This is a genomic window from Allosphingosinicella sp. (assembly GCF_035626655.1).
Classification (GTDB): Bacteria; Pseudomonadota; Alphaproteobacteria; order Sphingomonadales; family Sphingomonadaceae; genus Allosphingosinicella.
In genome coordinates, this window is record NZ_DASPNF010000002.1 from 167,257 (window position 1) to 192,857 (window position 25,601).

Sequence of the window (25,601 nt, forward strand, 5' to 3'; positions counted from 1 at the left end):
GGGCAAGTCTCTAACTCGCCCCGATGCTCAGCGTCAGTGAAGCGGAAGGGCGCGCCGGCGCCCTCGTCGAGGCCGCCCGCAAGGCCGGGGCCGATGCGGCCGATGTCCTCTATATCGGCGAGGGCTCGACCGAGGTGCAGGTGCGCCTCGGCGCGCTCGAGGACGTGGCCCGGTCCGAGGGCGAGGAGATTGGCCTGAGACTGTTCGTCGGCCGGCGCTCGGCCAGCGTTTCCTCCTCCGATCTTTCCGCAGACGCGCTCGCCGCCCTGGTCGAGCGCGCCGCGGCAATGGCCCGGGAGGCGCCCGAGGATCCCTTTGCCGGGCTGGCGCCCGGGGACAGGCTGCTGCACGGACCGATGCAGGATCTGGAGGCCGATGACGGCGCCGATCCGTCGCCCGTCGCGCTGAAGGAGCGTGCGCTGGCGATCGAGGAGGCGGCCCGCGCCGTCCACGGCATCACCAACAGCGAAGGCGCGGGGATCAGTGCCGGGCGCACCGTCATCGCGCTCGCCACCTCGCACGGCTTCTGCCGCGGCTATACCAGCTCCGGCTATGGCGCCTATGCGAGCGTGATCGGCGGCGAGGGCGGCGGCATGCAGCGCGACAGCGCCAGCCACAGCGTCCGTCACTATGCCGATCTCGATGCGCCCGAGGCGATCGGCCGGCTCGCCGCCGAGCGGACCGTGAAGCGCCTCAATCCCGGCAAGCTCGGCAGCGGGACGATGCCGGTTCTGTTCGACCCGCGCGTCGGCGGCAGCCTGGTCGGGGCCCTGCTCGGCGCGATGAGCGGCCCGAGCATCGCCCGCCGCACCTCCTTCCTGCTCGGGCGCGAGGAGGAATTGCTGTTCGATCCCGCGATCGTGATCGTCGACGATCCGCACCGGCCGCGCGGCCTCAAGTCCAAGCCGTTCGACGGGGAAGGCGTGGCGACCCGGCCGTCCCGGCTGATCGAGGGCGGCCGCCTCACCGGCTGGCTGCTCAACGCCGCCTCCGCCCGCCAGCTCGGCCTGGAGACCAGCGGCCATGCCACGCGCGGCATCGGCGGCGCGCCGGGCACGGGTGCAACCAACGTCCATCTGGAGCCGGGTGCGATGAGCCCCGAGGCGCTGATGGCCGACATCAGACTGGGTCTCTACGTGACCGAGATGATCGGCAGCGGCGTCAATCCGGTGACCGGCGACTACAGCCGCGGCGCCTCCGGCTTCGTCATCCGCGACGGCGCGCTGGCCGAGCCGGTCGACGAGATCACCATCGCCGGCAATCTGCTCGCCATGTTCCGCGCGCTGGTCCCGGCAAACGACCTGGAGCATCGCCGGACGGTGAACGTTCCGACCTTGCGGGTGAACGGGATGACGGTCGCCGGTGCTTGAAGCTGTTGCCAGAATCGCGGAGGAGGCCGGCCGGATCGCCGCCGGCCGCTGCGACACGGACTATAAGCGCTGGGAAAAGGTCCCTGGCCACCCGGTCTGCGAAGTCGACCTGGAGGTCGACGCTTTCCTGCGGGAGCATCTGACCGCGCTCGACCCCGAGGCCGGCTGGCTCTCCGAGGAGACCCTGGACGACAGCGACCGGATCGAGCGGCGGCGGCTCTGGGTAGTCGATCCGATCGACGGCACGCGCGATTTCCTGCGGGGGCGAACCGGCTGGTGCGTCTCCGTGGCCTTGATCGAGGACCGCGTGCCGGTGCTTGGTGCGCTCGCCGCCCCGCAGCGCGGCGAGCTCTGGACCGCCGAGCGCGGGCGGGGCAGCTGGCGCAACGGCGCGCGGCTGGCCGTCAGCCCGCGCGCCGAGCTCGCCGGTGCCCGCGTCCCCGCCGACAGTCTGCCGAAGGTCGACCGCGATCTCGTCGCGGTCGCCAAGCCCAACAGCATCGCGCTGCGCATCGCCATGGTGGCCGCCGGCGAGGCCGATCTGCTGGCGACCCTGCGCTGGGGCTTCGAATGGGACATCGCCGCCGCCGCCCTGATCGCCGAGGAGGCGGGAGCGACCGTGAGCGGCGCGCTCGGCCAGCCGCTCGCCTTCAACACCGCATCCGGCGAGGCGTTCGGCGTGCTCGTCGCCACCCCCGGCATCCACGCCGCCGCGGTCGAGCGCCTGCGCGAGCGCGCCATGGCCGTGGTCTGATCCAGCACGTCGTTCGTCGAACGGATTTCGCTTTTTCGACATTGGGGTCTATCCTTCCGCGCAAAGAGATGCGGAGAGGAATGATGCGGAGACGGACGTCCCTGCGGCTGCTGGCCGGGCTGATCGCGACCGCTGCGCTGGCCGGCTCCGGCGCCGCCCAGGAAGCAGCGCCGCCACGGATCGCGGCGCCCTCGCCCGTCCCGACGCCCGTCCAGCTCGACCAGCAGCAGGCCGAGACGCTGAACTATGCCCGCGAGGTGGACGAGCGGATGACGGTCGGCGTCAGCATCGCCGGCCGCGGGCCGTTCCGCTTCATCGTCGATACCGGTGCCGAGCGGACCGTCATTTCCTCCGAGCTGGCGCGCACCCTCGCGCTGCAGCCGGGCCGGCTCACCACCGTCCACTCGATGACCGAGGTCAGCCAGATCGCCACCGTCGTGATTCCGCAACTGCGCGTCGGCAGCCGCTCGATCGCGGGCATCCACGCGCCCGCGCTCGCCCGCGCCAATCTCGGCGCCTCCGGCATTCTCGGCGTGGATTCGCTGCAGAGCCAGCGCGTCACTTTCGATTTCGAGCGCCGCGAGATGACGGTGACCCCGTCCCGCCGCCGCGAGGAGAGCTGGCCGGATTCGAACACGGTCGTCGTCACCGGCCGCAGCCTTTACGGCCGCCTCGTGCTCGTCGACGCCGCGATCGACGGCCAGCGCGTCTGGGTGATCATCGACACGGGCTCCGAGGTCAGCGTCGGCAACAGCGCGCTGCGCGCCGCGCTCGCCCGCCGCAACCGGCTCGGGCCGATGGCGCCGATCCGCATGGTCAGCATCACCGGCGGCGAGGTCACCGCCCAATACAGCATCGCCCGGCGGATCCGGATCGGCGGGATCGACATCAACAATCTGCCGATCGCCTTCGCCGACGTGCATCCCTTCCGCCAGCTCGGGCTGGAGGAGCGCCCGGCCCTGCTGCTCGGCATGGACGCGCTGCAATTGTTCGACCGCGTCTCGGTCGACTTCCCGAACCGCCGGGTGCGCGTGCTGATCGACGACGGCGCCATGCTGCTGGCGCCGACCCGCATCGCCGGCAGCGCGCTCTGGCGCCGGTCGCGCTAGCCGACCCGCGGCACCCCCAGCCGCGGGATCTCGATCTTCGGGCAGCGGTCCATCACCACCTTGAGGCCGGCCGCCTCGGCGCGGGCCGCCGCTTCCTCGTTGATCACGCCGATCTGCAGCCAGACCGACTTGGCGCCCGCGGCGATCGCCTCGTCCACCGCCTCGCCCGCGGCCAAAGGGCGGCGGAAGATGTCGACCATGTCGATCGGCTCGCCGATCTGTGACAGCTCGCGCCAGACGAACTCGCCATGGACATGCTCGCCGGTGATCTGCGGGTTGACCGGGAGCACGCGATAGCCGCGCGACTGGAGATAGGCCATCACGCCGTAGCTCGGCCGGTCCGGCCGGTCCGAGGCGCCGATCATCGCGATCGTGCGCGTCCCGGCCAGCAATTCATAGATATCCTCGTCACGGGTGAGCGGCATGCAATCCTCCTGCACCTTGCCCGAGCTGAGCGAGCAGTTTCTTCGCCAGTTCCCTGAAGAGCGCCGCCTCCTCGCCTTCGCCCGCGGCGGGCGGGGAGCCGGCGTCCGAGGCCCGGCGGATTTCGAGCGTGAGCGGGATCCGGCCGAGGAAGGGGATGTCCATCACCCCCGCGGCCGCCTGCGCCCCGCCCGAGCCGAACGGGTCGGAGACCTCGCCGCAATGCGGGCAGGCATAGCCGGCCATGTTCTCGATCAGGCCGATCACCTTCACGTCCATCTTGCGGAACATGTCGATCGCCCGCATCGCGTCGATCAGGGCGAGGTCCTGCGGCGTCGAGACGATCACCGCGCCCGCCGGCTTCCACTTCTGGATCAGGGTCATCTGCACGTCGCCCGTGCCGGGCGGCAGGTCGACGATCAATATCTCGCAATCGCCCCAGTCGCCCTCCATCAGATTGGAGAGAGCCGAGGCGGTCATCGGCCCGCGCCAGGCGACGGCGGTGCCCGGCTCGATCAGCTGGCCGATGGAGAGCATGCGGACGCCGTGCGCCGGCAGCGGCACGATCATCTCGTCGACCAGCTCGGGCCGGGCGGACTGGCCCATGATCCGCGGCTGGGAGGGGCCGTAAATGTCCGCGTCCACGAGGCCGACCTTCTTGCCGAGCCGGCCCAATGCGATCGCGATATTGGCGGAGACGGTCGACTTGCCGACCCCGCCCTTGCCCGAGCCGATGGCGACGATCGTCCGCTCGCGCTTCTCGGCGGTCATCGCGATCCTGGTGTCGATGACGCCCTTCACGCCGATCATCGCCGCGCGCACCTGCCGCTCGAGGCCGGCGCGCTGCTCGGCCGAGAGGCCGGTCGCGTCCAGCATGATCGTGGCGATGCCGTCCTTGAGGCGGGTCATCGCGATCCGGCCCGCCCCGGCGAGACTGCCGCGGCCCGCAGGGTCGGGAATCGCGCTCAAAACGGCGCCGATCGGATCGTTCGCTTCGCTCATCGGGGCCAGATAGGCGCTGCAACCGCGCTTGCCACTGTTTTTCCGCAAGACCCGTCCCTATAGGAAGGCGCATGAAACGATTTTTCGGCTGGTTCCGGCGCCCCGGGATGATGATGAGCGATAATCGCGGCGGCCCCTGGGGCCCCGGCGGTGGCGGGGGTGGTGACGGCGGCGGCGGCAATGACGGCGGCGGCGGTGGCGGCCCGCGCAACCCCTGGGGCCCCGGCCGGCGCAAGCCCGGCCCGCGCGGCGGCGGGGGCGGCGGCCGCGGCGGCGGCGACGTCACCTCGCTCGACGAATTCCTGCGCCGCAGCCGCGCCCGCTTCGGCGGCGGCATTCCGGGCGGCAGCCGGCCCTGGATCGTCTACGGCCTGATCATCGCCGTGCTGCTCTGGATCGCCTTCACCTCGATCCACCGGATCGGCCCGCAGGAAAAGGGCGTGGTCACGACTCTGGGCTGGTATTCCGGCACCCTGCAGCCCGGTATCGGTTTCTCCTGGCCCTATCCGATCGGCAGCGTCACCAAGGTCGATACCGCCGGCATCCGCGACCTCCAGATCCCGGGGGGCCGGGCCGAGAACCTGATCCTGACCGGCGACCAGAACGTCATCAACCTTGGCTATACGGTGCGCTGGAACATCCGCTCGCCCGAGCTCTATCTCTTCCAGCTCGCCGACCCCGACGAGACCGTTCGCGAGGTCGCCGAGAGCGCGATGCGCGAGGCCGTCGCCCGGGTCTCGCTCGACGATGCGCTCGGCGCCGGCCGCGGCGACATCGAGCAAAGGGTGCAGCGCCGGATGCAGGAAGTCCTCGACCGGTACGATAGCGGCATCCAGATCCAGAGCGTCTCGGTCAGCCAGTCGGCTCCGCCGGCGCAGGTGAACGCCGCCTTCCTCGAGGTTTCGGCGGCCACCCAGCGCGCGCAGTCGGCGGTCAATGCTGCCCGCGGCTACGCGCAGCAGATCACCGCCCGGGCGCAGGGCGAGGCGGCGCAATTCGAGCGGCTCTACACCCAGTACCGGCTCGCGCCGGAAGTGACCCGGCGGCGCATGTATTACGAGACGATGGAGGCGATCCTGCAGCAGACCGACACGACCGTGGTCGAGGCGCCGGGCGTGCAGCCCTTCCTGCCGCTGCCGTCGCTCCAGGGCCGGGGCGGCGCAGCGACGCCCGCGCCGGCGACGGGAGCCGGCCGATGACCCGCCTGCTGAGGAATCCGATCGCGATCGGCGTGCTGGCAATCGTGCTGCTGATTCTCGTCGCCAGCACCTTCTCGATCGTGCAGGAGACCAGGCAGGCGGTGATCGTCCGCTTCGGCCAGCCGGTGCGTGTGATCAACGGCTACCAGCCCAATGCCGGCTTCGGCCCGGGCGGCGCCGGCATTATCGCCCGTATCCCGTTCGTCGAGCAGATCCACTGGATCGACAAACGTGTCCTCTCGCTCGAGATGGACGACCAGCCGGTTCTCTCCACCGATCAGCTCCGGCTCGAGGTGGACGCCTTCGCCCGCTTCCGGATCCGCGACCCGCTCCAGATGTACATTGCGGCCCGGACGGAGGAGAATCTCGCCAACCAGCTGAAGCCGATCCTTGCCTCGGCGCTCCGCAACGAATTCGGCCGGCGGCCCTCGGCGGCCCTGCTCACCCCCGAACGGGGCCAGATGATGGAGAATATCCGGACGGCGCTGAACCGGGTCGCCGCCCAATATGGCGCCGAGATCGTGGACGTCCGGATCAAGCGCGCGGACCTGCCCAACGGCACGCCGCTCGAATCGGCCTATCAAAGGATGCGCACGGCCCGGCAGCAGGAAGCGACCTCGATCGAGGCGCAGGGCAACCGCCAGGCTCAGATCATCCGCGCCGAGGCCGATGCCGAGGCGGCCGCGACCTATGCCTCGGCGTTCAACCGCGATGCGGAATTCTACGATTTCTACCGCGCCATGCAGTCCTACCAGCAGACCTTCCTGGGCAGCCGGGAGGGCCAGCGCGGCCGGTCGAGCATCATCTTGTCGCCGCAGAACGATTATCTGCGGCAGTTCCGGGGTGGACGCTGATGAGGTCAGAAGCGAAACAACTCATTCAAATCTCATTCAGCCGCCCCATCTAGCGTGCCTGAGATCCGGTGGGCTGCGGATCGAAGTGAAGGAAGGATAAGAACGTGCGTTACGTCTATGGGATTACGGCCGCCATCCTGATCGGTGGCGCGGCGGCGACCCTGAGCAACCCCGTCGGGGCGCAGACCGCGCAAAACGAACCCGGAATGATCCGGGCGGCCCCTCCGCCGGGCGCACCGCAGAGCTTCGCGACGCTCGCCGAACGCCTGCAGCCGGCGGTGGTGAACATATCCACCCGCCAGTCGATCACGGTCCGGCAGCAACAGCTGCCCCCGGGCTTCGAGGATTTCTTCCGCCGCTTCGGCGGCGAGGTGCCCAATCGCGGCCAGGGTGGCGACGGCACGGTGACGCAGCGGGGCGGCTCGCTGGGCTCCGGCTTCATCATCTCGGCCGACGGCTATATCGTCACCAACAACCACGTCGTGGCGCCGGCCCGGCCGGACGCGGTGGTCGAGCAGATCACCGTCACCCTCTCCGATCGCACCGAATATGAGGCCGAGGTGGTCGGCCGCGACGCCGCGTCCGACATCGCCGTGCTCAAGGTCAATCCGCGCGGACCGCTGCCGTTCGTCCGCTTCGGCGACTCGACCCGCACCCGCGTGGGCGACTGGGTGGTCGCGATCGGCAATCCGTTCGGCCTCGGCGGCACCGTCACCGCCGGCATCGTCTCGGCGGTGCACCGCAACATCAATGCCGGGCTCTATGACCGCTACATCCAGACCGACGCCTCGATCAATTCGGGCAATTCGGGCGGCCCGATGTTCGACATCAACGGCAATGTGATCGGCATCAATACGGCGCTCATCTCCCCGACCGGCGGCAATGTCGGCATCGGCTTCGCCATTCCGGCCGAGCAGGTCGCGCCGGTGGTCGAGCAGCTCCGCCGCGGCCAGCGCGTGCAGCGCGGCTATATCGGCGTGGCGCTGCAGAATCTGGACGAGGGTCTCGCCGCGGCGCTGAACCTCGACCGTAATCGCGGCGAGCTGATCCGCTCGGTCACGCCGGGCGGCCCGGCCGATCGCGCCGGCATCCGCGAGGGCGACGTCGTCATCTCGGTGGCCGGCCAGCCGGTGACGCCCGATTCGACGCTTGCCTATCTCGTCTCCCGTCAGGCGATCGGCGCGCGCATCCCGATGGAGCTGATCCGCAACGGCCAGCGCCAGACGGTGAATGTCGCGATCGCCTCGCGTCCGACCGACGAGGAGCTGGCCCGGCTGAACGGCACGGATGACAATAATGACGCCAATGACGGCGGCGATGCCGGCGGCAAGCCGGCCGAGACCCAGTCGGCCGGCCAGCGGGCGACCCAGTCGGCCCTCGGCCTCGCGCTCCAGGCGCTGACGCCGGCCATCCGGCAGCAGCTCAGGATCACCGATACGAGGGTGAACGGGCTCGTCGTCGGCACCGTCGATCCGAACAGCGACGCCGGCCAGAAGGGGCTGCAGCCGGGCGACGTCATCCTGTCGATCGACAATGCCGCGGTCGCCACCCCCGAGGCCGCCGCGGCGGTGATCGAGGCGGCGCGCCGGGCGCGGCGCAACACCGTGCTGCTTCGGGTCAAGCGCGGCAACGGCCCGCCAGCTTATGTGGGCGTTGAGCTGAGCCGGCAGGCAGCGCCGGCGACGCCGCGCCAGCCGTGAGCGACGCCGCTCGGGTGGGCCCCCAGAGCGGTTCCTCGCTGAAGGAGCTTACGGTAAGGTCCGTCCTGCTCGGCGGCGCCATCACGCTCGTCTTCACCGCTGCGAACGTCTATCTCGGGCTTCGCGTCGGGCTGACCTTCGCGACCTCGATCCCCGCCGCCGTCATCTCGATGGCGGTGCTGCGGATGTTCCGCGGCTCGAACATCCTCGAGAACAATATCGTCCAGACCATCGCCTCGGCGGCGGGCACGCTGGCGGCGATCATCTTTGTCCTGCCGGGGCTCGTCATCGTCGGCTGGTGGAGCGGCTTTCCCTATTGGACGACCGCGCTGGCGACTGCCGCCGGCGGCATCCTGGGCGTGATGTTCTCCATCCCGCTGCGCCGCGCGCTCGTCGTCGATACGCCTTTGCCCTATCCGGAAGGTGTGGCCGCGGCCGAGGTGCTGAAGGTCGGCGCCGGCTCCCGCGAGGGCGATGCGGAGAACCGGATCGGGCTGAAGCTCATCATCCTGAACTCGCTCGCCGCGGGCGCTTTCACGCTCGTTGCCAAGACCCGCCTGCTGGCCGAGGAAGTCTCCTGGTTCTTCCATATCGGCGCGTCCTCGACGGGCGTTGCCGGCGGCCTCTCTTATGCTTTGTTCGGCGCCGGCCATCTGGTCGGTCTCTCGGTCGGCATGGCCAATCTCTGCGGCCTGATCATCGGCTGGTTCATCCTGCTGCCCATCCTCACCGCAGGCGTCGAAGGGCCGGCCGCCGACGTGGCGGGCACCATCTTCCGCTCGGACGTCCGCTTCTTCGGCGCGGGTGTGATCGGGATCGCGGCGATCTGGACCCTGCTCAAGCTGCTCGGCCCGATCCTCAAGGGCATCAAGGGCGCGCTCGCCGCCTCGGGCAAGCGTATCGGGGGCGAGGAATTGCCGCTGGTCGAGCGCGACATCCCGATCGGGCGGGTGGCGGCGGTCATCCTGCTCATGTTGATCCCGATCTCCTGGCTGCTCTGGCAGTTCCTGAGCACCACGCCGCTGGCGGATCGGGCGGGCGGCATCATCCCGCTTACCCTGATCTTCGTGCTCGTCGCCGGCATCGTGATCGCGTCGGTCTGCGGCTATATGGCGGGGCTGATGGGCGCCTCGAACAGCCCCATTTCCGGCATCGGCATCCTCGCCATCCTGTCCGCCGCCTTGCTGCTCGGCTGGCTGTTCGGCGGTGGCGGCAGCGAGGAGCAGCGGGCCCTGATCGCCTACGCGCTCTTCACGACCGCGATCGTCTTCGGCATCGCCACTATCTCCAACGACAATCTGCAGGACCTGAAGACCGGCCAGCTGGTCGGCGCGACGCCCTGGCGGCAGCAGGTGGCCCTGGTCTACGGCGTGATCTTCGGTGCGCTGGTGATCCCGCCCATCCTCAACACGCTCGCGTCGACCTACGGCTTCGCCGGGCAGCCCGGCGCAGGGCCGCAGGCGCTCGCCGCGCCGCAGGCCGGGCTGATCTCCGCCATCGCCAACGGTGTCCTGGGCGGCGACCTCAACTGGAAAATGATCGGCATGGGCGTTGCGACCGGCGTGGTCGCGATCATCGTCGATGCCCTGCTCGGCAAGGCGAAGTTGCTGCGCCTGCCGCCGCTCGCCATCGGCATCGGCATCTATCTGCCGATGGCCGTCACCGTGCCGATCGCGATCGGCTCGGTGCTTGGCTGGCTGTACGACAAGCGTGCTGAGCGGACCGCCAATCCCGCTTTCGCCAAGCGCATGGGCGTGCTGCTCGCCACTGGCCTGATCGTCGGCGACAGCCTCGCGAACGTGGCCTTCGCCGGCTGGGTCGCGCGGTTCGGCCTGCCCGAGGGCCTTCTCCCCGAGGGCTATGAGCATGTTGCGGAGCTCGGAAGCGTCGTCCTGTTCGGGGCGATGCTCTACGCGCTCTACCGCTATACCCGCCGCGTCTCCGCTACGCCCCCCGCCGCGCCTCCAGCCAGCGCGTGATCTGCGGCAGGCGCTCGGTCCGCACCCGGATCCGGTCCCTGATCCCGGCGATCGCGCGGTCGACGGCGCCGCGCGACTGGGCGCTCATATGGCGCCGCGCATAATCCTCCAGCTTGCCGACCATCGCCGGATCGGCTGAGCCGGCCGCCAGCGCCGCGAAATAGCGTGAGCGCGAGGAGGCGTCGACGAAGGCCTCGACGCGCTCCCGGTTGCGCACCGCGAAGTCGAAGGCGAGGTCGGGATGCTCGCCGGCGACCGCGGACAGGAGCTGGCTCTTGTTGGTCGCGCCGACCTCGTCGCTGAGCGCGAGCTCGAGCGCGCGGCGGGCCAGCCTTTCGTCCCGGACCGCGCCGAGCAACTGGTAGAGCTGGACGCGGACGAGCGGGTTGCGCTCGTCCCGCGCCATAAGCCGAAGCCGCTCCCAGGTCGCTTCGTCGGCGTTGAAGGCGACGATGGCGAGGATGGTCGTGCGCAGCGGGCCGGCGGTGACCGACGGGTCGTTCGCGGCGAAGCGGCGATTGGCCTCGGCCAAAGTCGGCCGGTGGCCCAGCGCGCCGAGCGTGGCGATCAATTCGTTGCGGAGCACCGCGTCGTTGGCGGGCTCGCCGGGCCGCGCGTTCCAGCCGAGCCGGCGCATGGCGGGCTCGAGCCTGGCGAAGGCGAAGCGGGCGAGCATCTCGCGATGCGCCGGATCCTCGCCATACATGCCGCCGATATCGCCGAGGATCTCGGCCATCCGGCCCAGCAGCTTCGGATTGCCGTTCGCCGGCGCCGCCTGGACCAGGTCGAGCGCGAGGCCGGCATCCTGGTAGCCGGCCAGCCCCAATGACCAATTGTCCGCGAGCAGCCCGATCTGGTCGAGCGGCCGCAGCCGCGCGAAGTTGCGGGTGATCGCGGCGAGCAGGGGCGCCGCATAGAGCGTCCGGTAATAGCCGGTCTGCCCGTAGTTCACGACGAGCGTGCCGCAGCCCGGCACGGTCGCGGTGCCGGCGCCGTTCGCGACCAGGGTCCGTCCCGGCGCGCCGCCGGCCGCGGCGATCACCGGCACGCGCCAGCGGCCGTTCGCCTGCGGGTCGTCTCGGCTGAACTGGCCCTGGGTCAGCGTGACCCGGGTCCGCCCGCCGGCGCAGCGCGCGCCGGTCACGCGGATCAGGGGCACGCCGGGCCGCAGCGTGAAATCATGCGCGATCTCGGTGATCGGCCGCCGCGCCGCCTGGCCGATCGCCTGCCAGAGATTGTCGGTGACGGTGTTGCCCAGCCGGTGCCGGCGGATATAGGCGCGCACCCCGTCCCGCCAGGCGGTCTCGCCGACATAATCCTCCAGCATGGTGATCACCGCCTCGCCCTTGCGATAGGTGATCGAATCGAAGGCCTGGCTGATCTGGTCGACCGTGGTCAGCCGCTGCACGACCGGATGAGTGGTGCGCAGCGAATCGAGCTGGATCGCCTGCTCGCGCCCGTCGATCCGGTCGAGCAGGGGCTCCCATTCCGGATGCAGGGCCGCGGTCGCCTTGGTCGCCATCCAGGAGGCGAAGCCCTCGTTCAGCCAGAGATCGTCCCACCAGGCCATGGTGACGAGGTCGCCGAACCATTGGTGCGAGATTTCGTGCGCGGCGACCTTGAAGATCTGCTGCCGGCGCGCGGGCGTGGTGATCGCGGGGTCCACGAGCAGGATGTTCTCGAACGAGAAGATCGCCCCCCAATTCTCCATCGCGCCGAAGAACTGGCTGGTCCCCGGCCCCGCGACATTGTCGAGCTTGGGCAGCGGATAGGGCGTCCCGAAATACTGGTTGAACCAGGGCAGGATGCGCGCCGAGCTCTGCAGCGCCCAGCGGCCCTGCTCGCCGGCGCCGCGGCGCGTCACCACGCCGATCTCGACGCCCGCTGCCCGCGTGGTGATCCGGTCGAGCTCGCCGACCGCGAGAAAGAGCAGGTAGGAGGACATGGCCGGCGTGCGCTGGAAGGCGATGGTGACGCTGCCGTCGGCATTCCGCGTCCGCCGCGCCTCCGGCATGTTGCCGATCGCCTGCTGGCCCGCGGGGATGGTGACGCTCAGATCATAGGGGGTGCGGTGGATCGGCTCGTCCCAGCCCGGAAAGAAGCGGCGCGCGTCCGGCGCCTCGAACTGGGTGAAGAGCGCGCGCTTCTGGCCGCCCTCCGCCGCATAATCGAGCGCGAACAGGCCCGCCGCCTGGGTGTAGATCCTGCCCGTATAGTTCATCGTCAGCCGGTAGCGCCCGGGCGCGATCCGGCGCGCGAAGCGGAAGGTCGCGGTCTGGGCTTCCTCGTCGGTGCTGATGTCGGTCGGGTTGAGGGCGAGCGGCGCCGCGCCGCTGCCGCCGCCGAGCGACACTTCCCCGAAGCGCATGTCGACGGCGTTCAGCGTGATCCGGTCGGTCGCCTCCAGCACCTGGATGTCGACGTCCGTGCGCCCGGTGAAGCGCAGGTTCGCGGCGTCTGGAGTCGCGGCGATCCGGTAGTGGAGCGGGCGGACGTTGCGCGGCAGCTGGCTCGGCACCTGCGCGGCGGCGGGAGGCCGCGCCGCCGGCTGGGCCAGCGAAGGGGCGCCGGGCGCGCCGGCGATCGCAGCGGCGAGCGCGAAAGCGGAAACGGAAAACAGGGAGAACGGGCGCATGGCTTTGCCTTTTTTACGAGCCCGGGCGGGGGATGCGCCGCGCCCGGGCGAGTGTCAAATTCTCAGTAGCCGAAGCCCTTCACCTTCTTGTGGCCGCCGAGAATATGCTCGCAGAGCTGCTTCGCGCTCCACGTCCGCTGCACGCCCAGTTCGGCCTGTTTCACCAGCTCGACGATCGCCGCGTTGACCGGCGCCTTCTCGCCCAGCTCCTCCGCCAGCCGCACCACCTCGCCGTTCAGCCAGTCGATCTCGGTCTCCCGGCCGGCGTCGAAATCGTCGGCCATCGAGCCGCGGCCCTTGGGGTCGATCTTCTGCACCTTCAGGAACAGCTTGTTGAACACGAAGTCGGGCGCGCCGATCACGTGCGGCAGCAGCTCCGGGCCGACCTTGCCGATCTTGGCCGGCCTGATCCCCTTCTTCTTGAGCAGCGCCAGCGTCTCGATGATCGCGGCGGCGAAGACCCGGCGGAAGTCGCGCTGCTGCAGCTCGGCGAGATAGGTGGTGCCCGACAGGGCGTTGATCGCGTTGTTGAGGTTGAGGAGCAATTTGCCCCAGGCCACCCCCTGCATGTCCTTCGCCAGCAGCAGCCGCCCGGGCCGGTCGCCGATCCGCGCCGCGAGGTCGCGGGTCGTCTCCTGGTCCTCGGCGACGAGGTCGCCCCAGGTCGCGCGGTGCCAGCGGCCGGGGCCGAGATGGACGACATTATAGGGGACCATCGCCTGGACGACGGTCTGGCGCGACAGGCGCTTGCGCAGGACGTCCGGGTTGGAGACGCCGTTCTGCAGGCTGATCACCGTGGCCGTGCCCTTGGCATGGCGGGCAATCTCCCGCGCCGCCGCCTCGGTGCCCGTGCTCTTCACGGTCAGCAGGATGATGTCGGCCTTGCGCAGCGCCGCCGGCCTGGTCTCGAAGCTGATCCGGTCGGGATCGAAGCGGACGGAGAAGCGCTGCGTGTCGCTGACCGCGAGGCCGTGCTCGGCAATCTCCTGCTTCAGCCGCTCCCGGCCGAGGAAGCTGACGTCGAGCCCGGCCGCAAGCCATAGGCCGCCGACATAGCAGCCGATCGAGCCGGCGCCGTGGACGATGATCTTGGGACCGTCGGGCAGGGTTCAGCCCCTTCCTCGATAGGCGGCCACGCCCTGGTCCGGCACCCAGAGGCCCGCGGGCGCCTCGCCACTCTGCCAGAAGACATCGATCGGGATGCCGCCGCGCGGATACCAATAGCCGCCGATGCGAAGCCATTTGGGCTGCATCTCACTGGCCAGCCTCTGGCCGATGCCCACGGTGACGTCCTCATGGAAGCCGCAATAATTGCGGAATGAGCCCAGGAACAATTTCAGCGACTTGGATTCGACGATCCGTTCGCCCGGCGCATAATCGATCACCAGATGCGCAAAATCGGGCTGGCCGGTGACCGGGCAGAGCGAGGTGAATTCGGGCGCGGCGAAGCGGACCAGGTAGAGCGCGCCTGCCCGTGGATTGGGCACATAGTCCAGCACCGCCTCCCCGGGGGAAGCGGGCAGGGCGCTGGCGCGGCCAAGATGAGTCAGATCATCCATCCGGCGTGTCTCTAGCGAGTCGCGCAGCGGGGCGCTAGGAGGCGGCTATGCGTCTGTCTTTCCTGTTGCTTCCGCTGCTCGCCGCCGCCGGCATCGCCTCCGCCCAGAATGCCGCGCCCGCGCCCCGCTCCGAACGGGCCAGGGCTTGGTGGGCGACAGTCACCACGCTTGCCGCCGACTCCATGGAAGGGCGCGAGGCGGGCAGCGAGGGCCACCGCCGCGCCTCCGAGCTCGTCGCCCGACGCTTCCGCGAGCTGGGCCTCGAACCGGCGGGCGAGAACGGCACCTTCTTCCAGGCGGTCCGGCTGGAGGAGCGGCGCTTCGACCTCGGAGCGTCCACCGCGGCGCTGGCCCGGATACGGCCGGCCGGCGCGGCGCCGACCCGCGCGCTGATCGATACCTCGGAGCCACTCTCCATTCCCGGCGACATCTATTTCCGCGCCACGGGCGGCCCGCCCCCGGAGCGCGTCAACGCCCCTCTGGTCTTCGTCGGCTATGGTTTTCACCTGCCCGAGGCCGGTCATGATGATTTCGCCGGACTGGATCTCCGCGGCAAGGTCGCGGTGGTCGTGAACGGGCAGGGCCCCGACCGCCTCTCCGGCGCGCTCAAATCGCACGCGCGCGCCGATCGCGCCCGCCAGTTGCAGGAGCGGGGCGCGGTCGGCGTGATCACCGTCAACCCGCTCGGCGCGAGCGAGCAGAACTGGTCGGCGGCGAGCCGGATCGCGACCATGCCGGGGATGTATCCGGCCGATCCGCAGGTCCGGACCTTGCGCTCGCCGTTCCTGACCGCAGTGCTGAACCCCGCCTCGGCCGCGCGGCTGTTTGCCGGCTCGGGGCAGGATTTCGCCGCGATTTCCGCCGCGGCGCGCGCTGGCCGTCCGATTGCCGGCGGGGCGCTCACCTGGCGGTTCATCGCCAGGCCCGTCACCACGTCCCGCGCCGTCGAGACGCGCAACGTCGTCGCCCGCCTCCCCGGAAGCGATCCGCGGCTGCGCGGTGAGCATGTCCTGCTCAGCGCCCATCTGGACGGCCTCGGGATCAGTTCGCCGGTGAACGGCGATCGCATCTACAATGGCGCGCTCGACAATGCGGCGGGCGTCGCCGCCTTGCTCGACATTGCCGGCAAGTACCGCGCCGAGCGCGCGCGGCCGCGCCGCTCGATCCTGTTCGTCGCGGTGAGCGGCGAGGAGAAAGGACTGCTCGGCTCGCGCTGGTTCGCGCGCTCGCCGACGGTGCCGCGCAGCTCGATCGTCGCCGATCTCAATTATGACATGGCGCTGCCGCTCTTTCCGCTCCGCTCGATCACCACGCTCGGCTTCGAGGAAAGCAGCCTGGGCCCCGACGCCAGCGCGGTCGGCGCGCAAATGGGCCTGCCGATCGCGCCCGATCCCTTCCCGGAGCGCAACTCCTTCGTCCGCTCGGACCAGTACAGCTTCATCGAGGAAGGCATCCCCTCGCTCGCGTTCAAGTTCGGCTTCGCCGCGGGAACGCCGGAAGCGAGGATCGAAGCGGCCTGGCGGCGGGACATCTATCACAGCCCGCAGGACGATTCCTCCCAGCGCGTCTTCGCCGACGACGAAATCCGCCTGCACGACTTCATCGCCGCGCTGGCGCTGCGGGTAGCGAATGCGGATGCCCGCCCGCGCTGGAACGACAACAGCTTCTTCCGCCGCTTTGCGCGGGAATAGCCTCCAGCCCCTCCCCTTCAGGGGAGGGGACGGGGGTGGGGCAGGTGAAGGGCGGGGCGATAGAAACAGCCCCACCCCAACCCCTCCCCTCAAGGGGAGGGGCTAAAGGGCGCGCGCGCGTGCAGATGTGGATTGCTTCGGCGCTTCGCTCCTCGCAATGACGGACTGGAACGCGGAACGGAGGGCTGGATGAAGGCAGGCGCGCTGATCTTTTCGCTGCTGATTGCGGCGAGTGCTGCCGCCCAGCCGGTGCCTCCGGCCGCCCCGTCCTCCGCGCCACCCCTGCTGCCGCCCGCCCAGGGCACCGCCATCGCCGCGGAGGTCTCCGGCGCGCGGGCCATGCAGACCGTCCGGGTCCTTTCCACCAACCACCGCATGCGCGGCTCCGCCGGTTTCCGCGCTGCCGCCGAGGCGATCCGCGATCGGCTGCAGGCCTATGGCCTCGACGGCGTCGAGATCATCTCCCTCCCCGCCGACGGCACGATCTTCTACGGCACCCAGCGCTCGCGGCCCGGCTGGAACGCGCGCTCGGCCGAGCTCTGGGAGGGCAATGAGCGGATCGCCTCCTGGGCCGACCAGCCCCTGAGCCTCGCGCAGGACAGCGTCTCCGGCCAGGCCGACGCGGAGCTGGTCGATATCGGCGCGGGGACGAGCGAGGCGGACTATGAGGGCAAGGAGGTTCGCGGCCGCCTCGTCCTCACCTCCTCCCAGCCCGAGGCGGTGCAGGACCTCGCCATCGGGCGTCACGGCGCGGCGGGGATCGTCTCCTGGGCGCAGAACCAGCGCACCGGCTGGTATGGCGACGACGAGACCCTGCTTAGATGGGGCCATCTCGAGACCTTCTCCGCGCACCCGACCTTCGCGTTCATGGTGACGCCCGCCCGCGCGCGAGCCTGGCAGGCGCGGCTGCGCGCCGGCCAGACGATCCGGCTGCGCGCGAACGTGGACGCAGGGCGCGAGCCGAGCGCCTATCTGATCCCGACCGCAATCATTCCCGGCCGCCGGCGGGACCAGGAGATCGTCTTCTCCTGCCATCTCGACCATCCCAATCCGGGCGCCAATGACAATGCCTCGGGCTGCGCCGGCGAGCTGGAGGTGGCAAGGACGCTCAGCCAGCTGGTCCGCAGCGGCGCCCTGCCGCGGCCGGAGCGGACGATCCGCTTCCTCTGGCCGTCGGAGATCGAGGCGACCATCGCCCTGCTGAACGCCCGCCCCGAATTCCGGCGGCGGACGCTGGCGACGGTCCATCTCGACATGATTGGCGGCAATACGGAGATCACCAAGTCGGTGCTGCGCGTGCGCGGCTCGCCGCCCAGCCTGCCGAGCTTCGTCTCCGACGTCGGCTTCGCCTTCGCCCACTGGGTGAACGAGCAGTCTCAGCTCTACGCCGACACCGGTGCCGCACCTTGGCCCCTGCTGGAGCGGGAAGGAGACCGGCGCGGCCTGCAGGCGATCATCGGCGGCTTCGACGAAGGCAGCGATCACACGGTGTGGAGCGAGGGCAGCTTCCGGATCCCGGTCATCTACATCGCAGACTGGCCGGACCGCTACATCCACACCCAGCGCGACCTGCCGGGCAATCTCGATCCGACCAAGCTTAGGCGCGCCATCTTCATCGCCGCCGCGTCGGGCTGGTATCTCGCGAACCTCCAGGACCGACCGGATCTCGCGCTCGACAATATCCACGCCGGCCAGATCGACCGCGCGGCGGCGACAGAACGGCGCGCGGCTGCACTGCGGGCAGGCAATGTTCCCGAGGCGGACATTGCCGCGCTCTGGCGCCATTATCGCCAAGCGGAAGAGGGCGTGATCCAGTCCTATGAGCGCTTCGGCATTACGGTCGGGGCGATCCCCGCTTTCCTGGATAGCGTCATTCCCGCGCTCCGCCCCGCAACGCCCTCCGGCCCGGTCTACCGCCGCGTCCGGCGCGACGGGCCGATGAACGGCTTCGGTTATAGCTGGTTCGACGACCGTTTGGCCCGCGCCGGGTTGACCCGGCCGCGCCTGCTCGCGCGCGATCCGGCGTGGGACGGGCCGAGCTACGGCTATGAGGCTTTGAACCTGGTCGACGGCAGGCGCAGCGTCGGCGAGATCAGGGACGTGCTGACGGCCACGCTCGGCCCGGTGCCGGCGGAGGAAGTCGGCGAATATCTGGACGTGCTCGCGCGCCTCGGCGTGCTGGAAAGGGTGAGCGGCTGATGGACCTCGGTATTGCAGGCCGGAACGCGATCGTCTGCGCCTCGAGCAAGGGGCTTGGCCGCGCCTGCGCGGTCGCGCTCGCCCATGCCGGCGCCCGCGTGGCGATCAATGGCCGGGACGCGGCGCTGCTGGCGCGGGTCAGGGACGAGATTGCGGAGGAGACGGGCGCGGAGGTGGTCGCGGTCCCCGGTGACATGTCCACAGCGGAGGGCCGCGCCGCCCTGCTCGGCGCGTTCGAGGAGGTCGACATCCTCGTCAACAACAATGGCGGCCCGCCGCCGCGCGACTTCCGCAAGGTCGACCATGCGGGGATGCTGGCGGGGCTGGAGGCGAACATGATCGCGCCGATCCAGCTCATCCAGGCGGTGATCGACGGCATGGTGGAGCGGCGCTTCGGCCGGATCGTCAACATCACCTCGGGCTCGGTGAAGATGCCGATGGCCGGGCTCGATCTCTCCAGCGGCGCGCGCGCGGGCCTCACTGGCTTCGTCGCCGGCGTGGCGCGGCAGGTCGTTCATGCCAACGTCACGATCAACAACCTGCTCCCCGGCGCCTTCGACACCGACCGCATCGCCTCCTTCGTCGCCGCGGCGGCGAAGCAGACCGGGCGCGATCCGGCCGAGATCCGCGCCGAGCGCGAGCGCGGCATCCCGGCGAAGCGCCTCGGCAGCCCGCACGAATTCGGCGCCGCCTGCGCCTTCCTCTGCTCGGCCCAGGCCGGCTACATTACCGGCCAGAGCCTGCTGATCGACGGCGGGTCCTTCCCCGGCATCCTCTGACGGATGGACCCGCTCGTCTCCACGGACTGGCTGGCGGCCGAGCGCGGCGCGCCCGACCTGCGCATCCTCGACGCCACCGCCTTCCTCCCCGGCTCCGGCCGCGACGCGCGCGCGGAATTTGCGGCGGCCCACATCCCCGGGGCGGTCTTCTTCGATCACGAGGCGGTCTCCGACCCCGACAGCCCGCTCCCCCACGCCTGGCCGCCCGCCCATCTCTTCGCCAGCCGGATGCGCGCTTTGGGCATCGGCGATCACGACCGCATCGTCATCTACGACAACAGCCCGATCCACACGAGCGCCCGCGCCTGGTACATGCTGAGGAGCTTCGGCGCACGCCGGGTCGCCCTGCTCGACGGCGGCCTGCAGAAGTGGACCGCCGAGGGCCGGCCGCTGGAAAGCGGCGCGCCGTCGCCCCGCCCCGGCCATTTCACCCCGCAGCCCGCCGCCGGCGCGGTGGCGAGCAAGGCGCGGCTGCTGTCCCTCCTCGGCAGCGATACCGTCATCGCCGACGCCCGCGCCGCCGAACGCTTCCGCGGGGAGGCCGCCGAACCGCGCCCCGGCCTCGCCGCCGGCCATATCCCCGGCGCCCGCAGCCTGCCGCAGGGCGCCTTCTTCCACGCCGACAACACCCACAAACAGGGCGCCGGGCTCCGCGCCCTGTTCGACGAGGCCGGCATCGACCTCGCCAGACCCCTCGTCGCGACCTGCGGCTCTGGCGTCACCGCCTGCGTGATCCTGTTCGGCGCGCATCTGCTCGGCAAGTCCGACCTCAGCCTCTATGACGGGAGCTGGAGCGAATGGGGCGCCGACCCGGCGACGCCCAAAGCACAGGGCCCCGCGGCATGAGCGAGAAGAAGCATGTGAAGCCGGACACCAGGCTGGTCGCCGCCGGCCGCCGCAGGGAATGGACGCAGGGGCTGGTGAACCCGGCCGTCTGGCGCGCCTCCACCATCCTCTTCGACGATATCGCGGCGATGCACGACGCCGAGCCCGTCCGCGACGGCATTCTCCATTACGGCCGCAACGGCACCCCGACCACCTGGGCGCTCTGCGAGGCGCTCACCGGCCTCGAGGAGGGCGCCGCGCTCACCCGCCTCTACCCCTCGGGCTCCGCCGCCGTCGCCGGCGCCCTGCTCAGCGTCCTTGCCGCCGGCGACGAGCTGCTCATGGTCGACAGCGCCTACGGCCCGACCCGCGCCTTCTGCGACACCGTCCTCAGGCGCTTCGGCGTCACGACCCATTATTACGACCCTTTGCTCGGCGCCGGCATCGCCGACCTGATCGGCGAGAAGACCCGCGCCATCTTCCTCGAAAGCCCCGGCACCTATACGTTCGAGGTGCAGGACGTGCCCGCCATCTGCGCCGCCGCCAGGGCGCGCGGCGTCGCCACCCTGATCGACAATACCTGGGCGACCCCGCTCTACCTCCCCGCGCTCGCGCTGGGCGTCGACATCTCCATCCTCGCCTGCACCAAATATATTGGCGGCCATGCCGATCTGATGCTCGGCTCGGTCACCGTCACCGAGCCCTTCGCCACCCGCCTCGAGCGCACCCGCCGCGTCCTCGGCCAGACCGCCGGCCCGGACGAGGCCTGGCTCGCGCTCCGGGGCCTCCGCACCCTTTCCGTCCGCCTCGCCCGCCACCAGGAAAGCGGCCTCAGGGTCGCGCGCTGGCTGGCCGGCCAGCCGCAGGTCGCCCGCGTCCTCCACCCGGCGCTTCCCTCCTGCCCGAGCCACGAGCATTTCGCCCGCGACTTCAAAGGCGCGAGCGGCCTCTTCTCCATCGTCCTGAAGGGCGGCGACGAAGCCGCGGCCGCCCGCCTGATCGAGCGCCTCACCCTGTTCGGCATCGGCTACTCCTGGGGCGCCTTCGAAAGCCTCGCCGTCCCCGGCCACGTCACCCGCACCTGCGGTGCGGCCGAACGGGAGGGGCCGCTGGTTCGGCTCCATATCGGGCTGGAGGATGCGGACGACCTGATCGCGGATCTGGCGCAGGCGCTGGCCTCCTATCCGGGCTGACCGGCCCCGTCCCCGCCGTCCCGCGGCTTCAGGGGCGGGAGCTTTCCCGCCTTCCTCAGCAGCGCCCGCCGCTTCTTCAGAAGGCCCATGGCCTTCACGAACGCCTCGACGAGCTCTTCCTTGCTGACGTGCTTCAGATTGCGGCGCGACTGACGCCGCCCGACTGATCCGTCCGGCCGTTTGTAGGCGCGGAGCAGCTGCATCGTCCGCTCGAACGTCTGCTGTCCGTCGGCCGTGCCCTCGCCCGTGCCACACAGTCTGTAGGCCTGCTGCTGCTGGCAGAGCGCATCCGCCTCCAGCCCCTTGTAGCCGACGCCGAGCGCACCATCGAACGCCGCCGCGAATTCCTCATCTTCGGCCAGCGCCTTGCGGACCGCGCGCACCGAGACCCCCGCTGCAGCCGCGGCCGCCGGCATGTTGCAGGAGTCGGCGAAGTGGTCGAGGAAGACCTGCTTGCGTTCCGGCGTGAACTCGATTGCGTGCCGGCGCTTTCGCATCAGCACGGAATCGCCGTGCGGGGCGATCTTGGTTCCCTGCGCGGCGTCAGCGGCGGCCCGCTCCCGCGCGCGGACAGCCGCCGAGTCCGCCTTGGCCCCGGCAAAGGCCTCCCGCCAGAGCTCCGCGAACCCCGCGTCGTTCCGCCGCCGATGGTAGATCGCCGTCGTGCTCACACGGGCCCAGCCGGCGGCGGCCTTCACCGTCAGGCCGTTCCTGATGCCCAGCAGGAATCGCACCTGCTGCTCGGCCGAGACCATGCGGTTGCCTTCGGGACGCCCCGGCGCCCGATTTCTATTCTGATCCATTCGCCTCTCCATTTTCGGAAAAGGCGGATTGTCTCATGCGAAATCCTACATTGGAAGAAATTTGTTCCTGGTACGTTCTACCTAGTGTAAGGACTCCGCATGGCGCGACATCGAATTTCAGGTGGAAATGTTCGGCTGAAGGTGGAGTTCGCTCTGATCCTAGCGGCGATCATCCTCGCGTTCGGTCACAGCGTATTCGGTGGATAGAGCCAAGGCAGCACCAATTGTTCCTCGCTGACGTTTCGCCAGATAACGTCGTGATTGGTTTCCTCGCGCATCACCTCCCAATTTGCCGTTTCGAACCGCTGAGCCAGCGCCCTCCCGAGCTCCCGCCTGGCTGCGTCGATCTTGCGGCTGTCATGGTCCTCTCCCCTTCGAGTCCAGAGATCGCGAAGGAGCGAAGGCTGTCGCTGGCCAATGATTGCTATCCAAATCTGTAAGGCCTGCATCAGCTCGGCGGGTGAGATTCGAATCATCGACATCGCAGGAACATATGCGGAACATCGTTTTGGCCGCTAGACCCAAATTTTCGCACGATGCTAATGTGTCACAGAACCTTTGCGAGGTGCCGATGGCAAACGATGTCGAGACCTGCCGTTTCGAGGGCCCAAGCGAGGACGGCGCGATCTGGTTTCATTGCAAGTGTGAGACCGGCGAATGGAAAATGATCAATCTCGGATGCCCAGATCCGCAGGCCTTTCGCGAGGCCATGGCACTCTATCTCGCCTCACGAGAAACTGCTGACGAGCCAACGGCCTGATGTGCAACCGCTTCCGACAGGTGAAGACGAAGGAGAATCTCTCCCTCATTTTCGACGCCGAGCCTTTGCTAGACCCGGCTCCGGCAGACGTGCGGACAGATATCTATCCGAGGTACCGGGCGTGGATCATCCGGAAGGAAGCCGGGCGTCGCGTCCTCGATCATCTGCCCTGGGGCATCCCGCTTTCGATGCGAGGCAAGCAAGGCCAGCCCCTCGCTCCAAAGCCGATTACCAACGTGCGCAATCTCGATAGCAATTTTTGGCGCTCGACGATCGCCAAGCCCGAGTGGCGTTGCCTCGTCCCCTTCACCTCATTTGCCGAACCCAAGCCGGGAAAAGACGATGAAGGGAAGCCAGCGAACTGGTGGTTCAATCTTCCAGCCAGCGAAGTGGCATGTTTCGCCGGCATCTGGCGCCCCTCTGAATGGGGTAACGTATTTTCCTTCCTCACCTGCGAACCCAATCCGCTGGTCAAGCCGCTTCATGAGAAGGCGATGCCAGTCATTCTCGATCCGGCCGACTATGACAGATGGCTGGATGCGGACACGGCCGATGCCTGCTCGTTGGCGGTGCCGTTCCCTTCGCAGCTAATGGCCGTAGCCTAAAGTCGACGAAATACATCCGTTCTGGATTAATCAGCATTTTCCAGGTGTTACCGATCATCTGAACATGCCAGGCGAGCCCCATGAAGGTCCTTGTCGCCTGCGAGTTCTCCGGCACCGTTCGTAACGCCTTCCTTCGGCGGGGCTTTGACGCTTGGTCCTGCGATTTGCTGCCGGGCGAAGATGGCAGCAACCGCCATATCGTCGGCGATGCGCGCGATATCCTCGACGATGGATGGGACTTGCTCATCGTCGCGCACCCGCCATGCACGCGCCTTTGTAACAGTGGAGTCCGCTGGCTCCATGTCCCGCCTTCCGGTCGCACATTGGAAGAAATGTGGCGCGAGCTGGATGAGGGTTGCGAGCTCTTTTCGGCCTTCTGGAACGCTCCAATCGAGCGGATTTGCGTCGAGAACCCGGTCATGCATGGTCATGCCAAGAAGCGGATCAGAGGCTACCGGGAACCTGCGCAAAGCGTACAGCCATGGCAATTCGGGCATGGCGAGACGAAGCGAACCTGCTTTTGGCTCAAAAACCTCCCTCCGCTCGTCCCAACCAACATCGTCTCAGGCCGCGAGCCGCGTGTCCATCACGCTTCCCCGAGTCCTAATCGCTGGAAAGAGCGGAGCCGATTTTTCACGGGGATAGCCGACGCCATGGCCGATCAGTGGGGCGACTACGCGCTCGACATGCTGGCAGCGTGACGACGCGCATTATTGAATTTGTTGCGTCACAAAGGCAATCCATGTCGCATGGTGAAGGGCGTCTTCATGACCAAGGCGGAGCCGGGGTATAATGATCTCCCCGAGCAACGTTATCACTTTCCTGAAGCATACCTCGCTAGGGCCGAAGCGATGGTTGGGGATTGGATAGTTTACTATGAGCCGCGGCGACCATCGACGGACTTGATGAGCCGCGGCGGCCGATCCGCCTATTTCGCGACAGCCAAGGTCGAGCGAATTTATCCTGACCCAGTGCAACCGGATCATCGTTACGCCGAGGTTTCTGGATATTTGGAGTTTTCTCGCGCGGTCCCCTTCGCCGAAAACGGAAAGTACTACGAGAGCGCGCTCCAAAAGGCGGATGGGTCCACTAATCGCGGAGCCTTTGGGCATTCAGTGCGAGTGATGTCCGACCTCGAATTTGATGAGATTTGGCGCGTTGGCTTCGGCCATGTGCTAGGACTCGAGCCCCGGCCGAGACCGAACAAAGGTGTACCTGAACAACCGCTCGCGCCCGACGATGGAGACGAACCATTTGAGGTGGACCGGCCGATTGTCGATCAGATGGTATCTCGCCCATTCCGCTCAAGAGCATTCTCAGCCAGCCTGAAGAGGGCCTACGGGGACACCTGCGCAATCACGGGACTCAAACTTATCAACGGGAAGGGGCGATCCGAAGTTCAGGGCGCTCACATCCGGCCAGTCGAGGATCGGGGCCCAGACAGCGTGCGAAATGGGCTCGCCCTTTCCGGTACGGTGCATTGGATGTTTGATCGAGGCCTCATCAGCATCGAGGATGACTACTCCCTTCTGATCGCTGAAGGGATGCTGCCCGACGCAGCAATAAGGTTGATTCGACCGGAGCGGCGTCTGCTCCTTCCAACCAATCCGGCTGAGTGGCCACATCGGCAATTCTTGGACTACCATCGGAAGAACAAGTTCAAGGGCTAGCCGCGCCAGCAGCTTCGATGGCGTTGATCATGTTCGCGACGGTGACCGCCGCATCACGGGCAAATTTGGCGGACGCAATCATCTCGGAACGGTCGATAGCGATCATTTCGAATGACCCCTGTTCGCCTTTCACATGCCTAGATGACATGAACACGAGTCTTGATGGCTCCGATTTGAGCCTACCGATACATTTGCGATGAGCGATCGAATTTCTGGAAAAACTGAACTCCCGCATCGCATTGCTGAGCTTACTAAAACTCGCGGCTCCCGCATCGTTACCCAGATGGGAGTAGAGCGATTTTATGCGCTCGGCCTTCGTCTTGAGATCCATGTTTCCAATGAGGATCGAGCCCGCGTCTGAATCGATCCCGAACATTAGAAAAATCAGGCGCGAGATACCGGTATCGAGATCGGCCCATGCTAAGATAGTCTCGGCCATGACGAGCCGATCTGCATCCGTAAGGACGGGATCAAGATCGGTGGTGTCGAAGG

Annotated in this window: 23 protein-coding genes; 15 read left to right on the forward strand and 8 right to left on the reverse strand. The window is 68.6% G+C overall.

Annotated elements, in window-relative coordinates:
- Positions 1-23: 23 nt before the first annotated feature.
- From VEC11_RS01575 to VEC11_RS01585, 3 genes are all read left to right on the forward strand, one after another.
- Positions 24-1,370: a TldD/PmbA family protein gene (locus VEC11_RS01575; protein WP_464128528.1), complete on the forward strand. Its 1,347-nt coding sequence runs from the start codon at positions 24-26 to the stop codon at positions 1,368-1,370.
- Positions 1,363-2,124, forward strand: coding sequence for a 3'(2'),5'-bisphosphate nucleotidase CysQ (locus VEC11_RS01580; protein ID WP_464128529.1), 762 nt, complete (start codon positions 1,363-1,365; stop codon positions 2,122-2,124). The genes VEC11_RS01575 and VEC11_RS01580 overlap by 8 nt, the downstream gene beginning before the upstream one ends.
- An 83-nt stretch (positions 2,125-2,207) precedes the next feature.
- Positions 2,208-3,233, forward strand: a complete 1,026-nt coding sequence (locus tag VEC11_RS01585) for a retroviral-like aspartic protease family protein (RefSeq protein ID WP_464128531.1) — start codon at positions 2,208-2,210, stop codon at positions 3,231-3,233.
- On the opposite strand, the gene VEC11_RS01590 is transcribed toward VEC11_RS01585, so the two are convergent.
- Together VEC11_RS01590 and VEC11_RS01595 are read right to left on the reverse strand one after the other, a co-directional pair.
- Positions 3,230-3,658: a CoA-binding protein gene (locus VEC11_RS01590; RefSeq protein WP_464128533.1), complete on the reverse strand. Its 429-nt coding sequence runs from the start codon at positions 3,656-3,658 to the stop codon at positions 3,230-3,232. The genes VEC11_RS01585 and VEC11_RS01590 overlap by 4 nt on opposite strands.
- On the reverse strand, positions 3,642-4,427 hold the full coding sequence (locus tag VEC11_RS01595) for an Mrp/NBP35 family ATP-binding protein (RefSeq protein WP_464128599.1): 786 nt from the start codon (positions 4,425-4,427) through the stop codon (positions 3,642-3,644). The genes VEC11_RS01590 and VEC11_RS01595 overlap by 17 nt, the downstream gene beginning before the upstream one ends.
- A gap of 302 nt (positions 4,428-4,729) precedes the next feature.
- Between VEC11_RS01595 and hflK the strand changes: the two genes are divergently transcribed.
- From hflK to VEC11_RS01615, 4 genes are all read left to right on the forward strand, one after another.
- Entirely contained in the window at positions 4,730-5,857 is a 1,128-nt protein-coding gene (hflK, locus tag VEC11_RS01600; RefSeq protein WP_464128534.1) for a protease modulator HflK, read from the forward strand.
- Positions 5,854-6,711 (forward strand): protease modulator HflC, encoded by an 858-nt coding sequence (gene hflC / locus VEC11_RS01605; protein WP_464128535.1) that lies wholly within the window; start codon positions 5,854-5,856, stop codon positions 6,709-6,711. The genes hflK and hflC overlap by 4 nt, the downstream gene beginning before the upstream one ends.
- Before the next feature lie 104 nt (positions 6,712-6,815).
- Positions 6,816-8,411, forward strand: coding sequence for a Do family serine endopeptidase (locus VEC11_RS01610; protein ID WP_464128537.1), 1,596 nt, complete (start codon positions 6,816-6,818; stop codon positions 8,409-8,411).
- Positions 8,408-10,390: an OPT family oligopeptide transporter gene (locus VEC11_RS01615; RefSeq protein WP_464128539.1), complete on the forward strand. Its 1,983-nt coding sequence runs from the start codon at positions 8,408-8,410 to the stop codon at positions 10,388-10,390. Before VEC11_RS01610 ends, VEC11_RS01615 begins: the two co-directional genes overlap by 4 nt.
- On the opposite strand, the gene VEC11_RS01620 is transcribed toward VEC11_RS01615, so the two are convergent.
- The 3 genes from VEC11_RS01620 to queF all read right to left on the reverse strand — a co-directional run bounded on the left by VEC11_RS01620 (position 10,356) and on the right by queF (position 14,584).
- Entirely contained in the window at positions 10,356-13,025 is a 2,670-nt protein-coding gene (locus VEC11_RS01620) for a M1 family metallopeptidase (protein ID WP_464128540.1), read from the reverse strand. The two genes, VEC11_RS01615 and VEC11_RS01620, sit on opposite strands and share 35 nt — an antisense overlap.
- Positions 13,026-13,087: 62 nt before the next feature.
- Positions 13,088-14,131 (reverse strand): 2-dehydropantoate 2-reductase, encoded by a 1,044-nt coding sequence (locus VEC11_RS01625; RefSeq protein ID WP_464128600.1) that lies wholly within the window; start codon positions 14,129-14,131, stop codon positions 13,088-13,090.
- Between the two features lie 3 nt (positions 14,132-14,134).
- A complete protein-coding gene (gene queF / locus VEC11_RS01630) occupies positions 14,135-14,584 on the reverse strand; it encodes a preQ(1) synthase (RefSeq protein ID WP_464128542.1) in 450 nt (149 codons plus the stop codon).
- Between the two features lie 47 nt (positions 14,585-14,631).
- On the opposite strand from queF, the gene VEC11_RS01635 reads away from it, so the two are divergent.
- The 5 genes from VEC11_RS01635 (at position 14,632) to metC (ending at position 21,271) form a co-directional block, all read left to right on the forward strand.
- On the forward strand, positions 14,632-16,275 hold the full coding sequence (locus VEC11_RS01635) for a M28 family peptidase (RefSeq protein WP_464128543.1): 1,644 nt from the start codon (positions 14,632-14,634) through the stop codon (positions 16,273-16,275).
- A gap of 189 nt (positions 16,276-16,464) precedes the next feature.
- Positions 16,465-18,474 carry a M28 family peptidase gene (locus VEC11_RS01640; RefSeq protein WP_464128544.1) on the forward strand — a complete coding sequence of 670 codons (2,010 nt, stop codon included), beginning with the start codon at positions 16,465-16,467 and terminating at the stop codon, positions 18,472-18,474.
- The gene (locus tag VEC11_RS01645) at positions 18,474-19,253 is read left to right on the forward strand and encodes an SDR family oxidoreductase (protein ID WP_464128546.1); all 780 of its coding nucleotides are present in this window, start codon (positions 18,474-18,476) and stop codon (positions 19,251-19,253) included. The genes VEC11_RS01640 and VEC11_RS01645 overlap by 1 nt, the downstream gene beginning before the upstream one ends.
- A 3-nt stretch (positions 19,254-19,256) precedes the next feature.
- On the forward strand, positions 19,257-20,099 hold the full coding sequence (gene sseA / locus VEC11_RS01650) for a 3-mercaptopyruvate sulfurtransferase (protein WP_464128547.1): 843 nt from the start codon (positions 19,257-19,259) through the stop codon (positions 20,097-20,099).
- Entirely contained in the window at positions 20,096-21,271 is a 1,176-nt protein-coding gene (gene metC, locus VEC11_RS01655; RefSeq protein ID WP_464128548.1) for a cystathionine beta-lyase, read from the forward strand. Before sseA ends, metC begins: the two co-directional genes overlap by 4 nt.
- Here the strand turns inward: metC and VEC11_RS01660 are convergent.
- Positions 21,259-22,026: a hypothetical protein gene (locus VEC11_RS01660; protein ID WP_464128550.1), complete on the reverse strand. Its 768-nt coding sequence runs from the start codon at positions 22,024-22,026 to the stop codon at positions 21,259-21,261. The genes metC and VEC11_RS01660 overlap by 13 nt on opposite strands.
- 233 nt (positions 22,027-22,259) lie before the next feature.
- Positions 22,260-22,556 carry a hypothetical protein gene (locus VEC11_RS01665; protein WP_464128551.1) on the reverse strand — a complete coding sequence of 99 codons (297 nt, stop codon included), beginning with the start codon at positions 22,554-22,556 and terminating at the stop codon, positions 22,260-22,262.
- A 277-nt stretch (positions 22,557-22,833) separates the two neighbouring features.
- Here VEC11_RS01665 and VEC11_RS01670 point away from each other — a divergent pair, with 277 nt between their 5' ends.
- From VEC11_RS01670 to VEC11_RS01680, 3 genes are all read left to right on the forward strand, one after another.
- On the forward strand, positions 22,834-23,439 hold the full coding sequence (locus tag VEC11_RS01670; protein ID WP_464128552.1) for an SOS response-associated peptidase: 606 nt from the start codon (positions 22,834-22,836) through the stop codon (positions 23,437-23,439).
- Positions 23,440-23,519: 80 nt separating this feature from the next.
- A complete protein-coding gene (locus VEC11_RS01675; protein ID WP_464128554.1) occupies positions 23,520-24,140 on the forward strand; it encodes a hypothetical protein in 621 nt (206 codons plus the stop codon).
- Positions 24,141-24,188: 48 nt separating this feature from the next.
- Complete coding sequence (locus tag VEC11_RS01680; RefSeq protein ID WP_464128555.1) at positions 24,189-25,109, forward strand: HNH endonuclease; 921 nt, start codon at positions 24,189-24,191, stop codon at positions 25,107-25,109.
- Here the strand turns inward: VEC11_RS01680 and VEC11_RS01685 are convergent.
- Entirely contained in the window at positions 25,099-25,548 is a 450-nt protein-coding gene (locus tag VEC11_RS01685) for a hypothetical protein (protein ID WP_464128556.1), read from the reverse strand. The genes VEC11_RS01680 and VEC11_RS01685 overlap by 11 nt on opposite strands.
- Between the last annotated feature and the right edge of the window lie 53 nt (positions 25,549-25,601).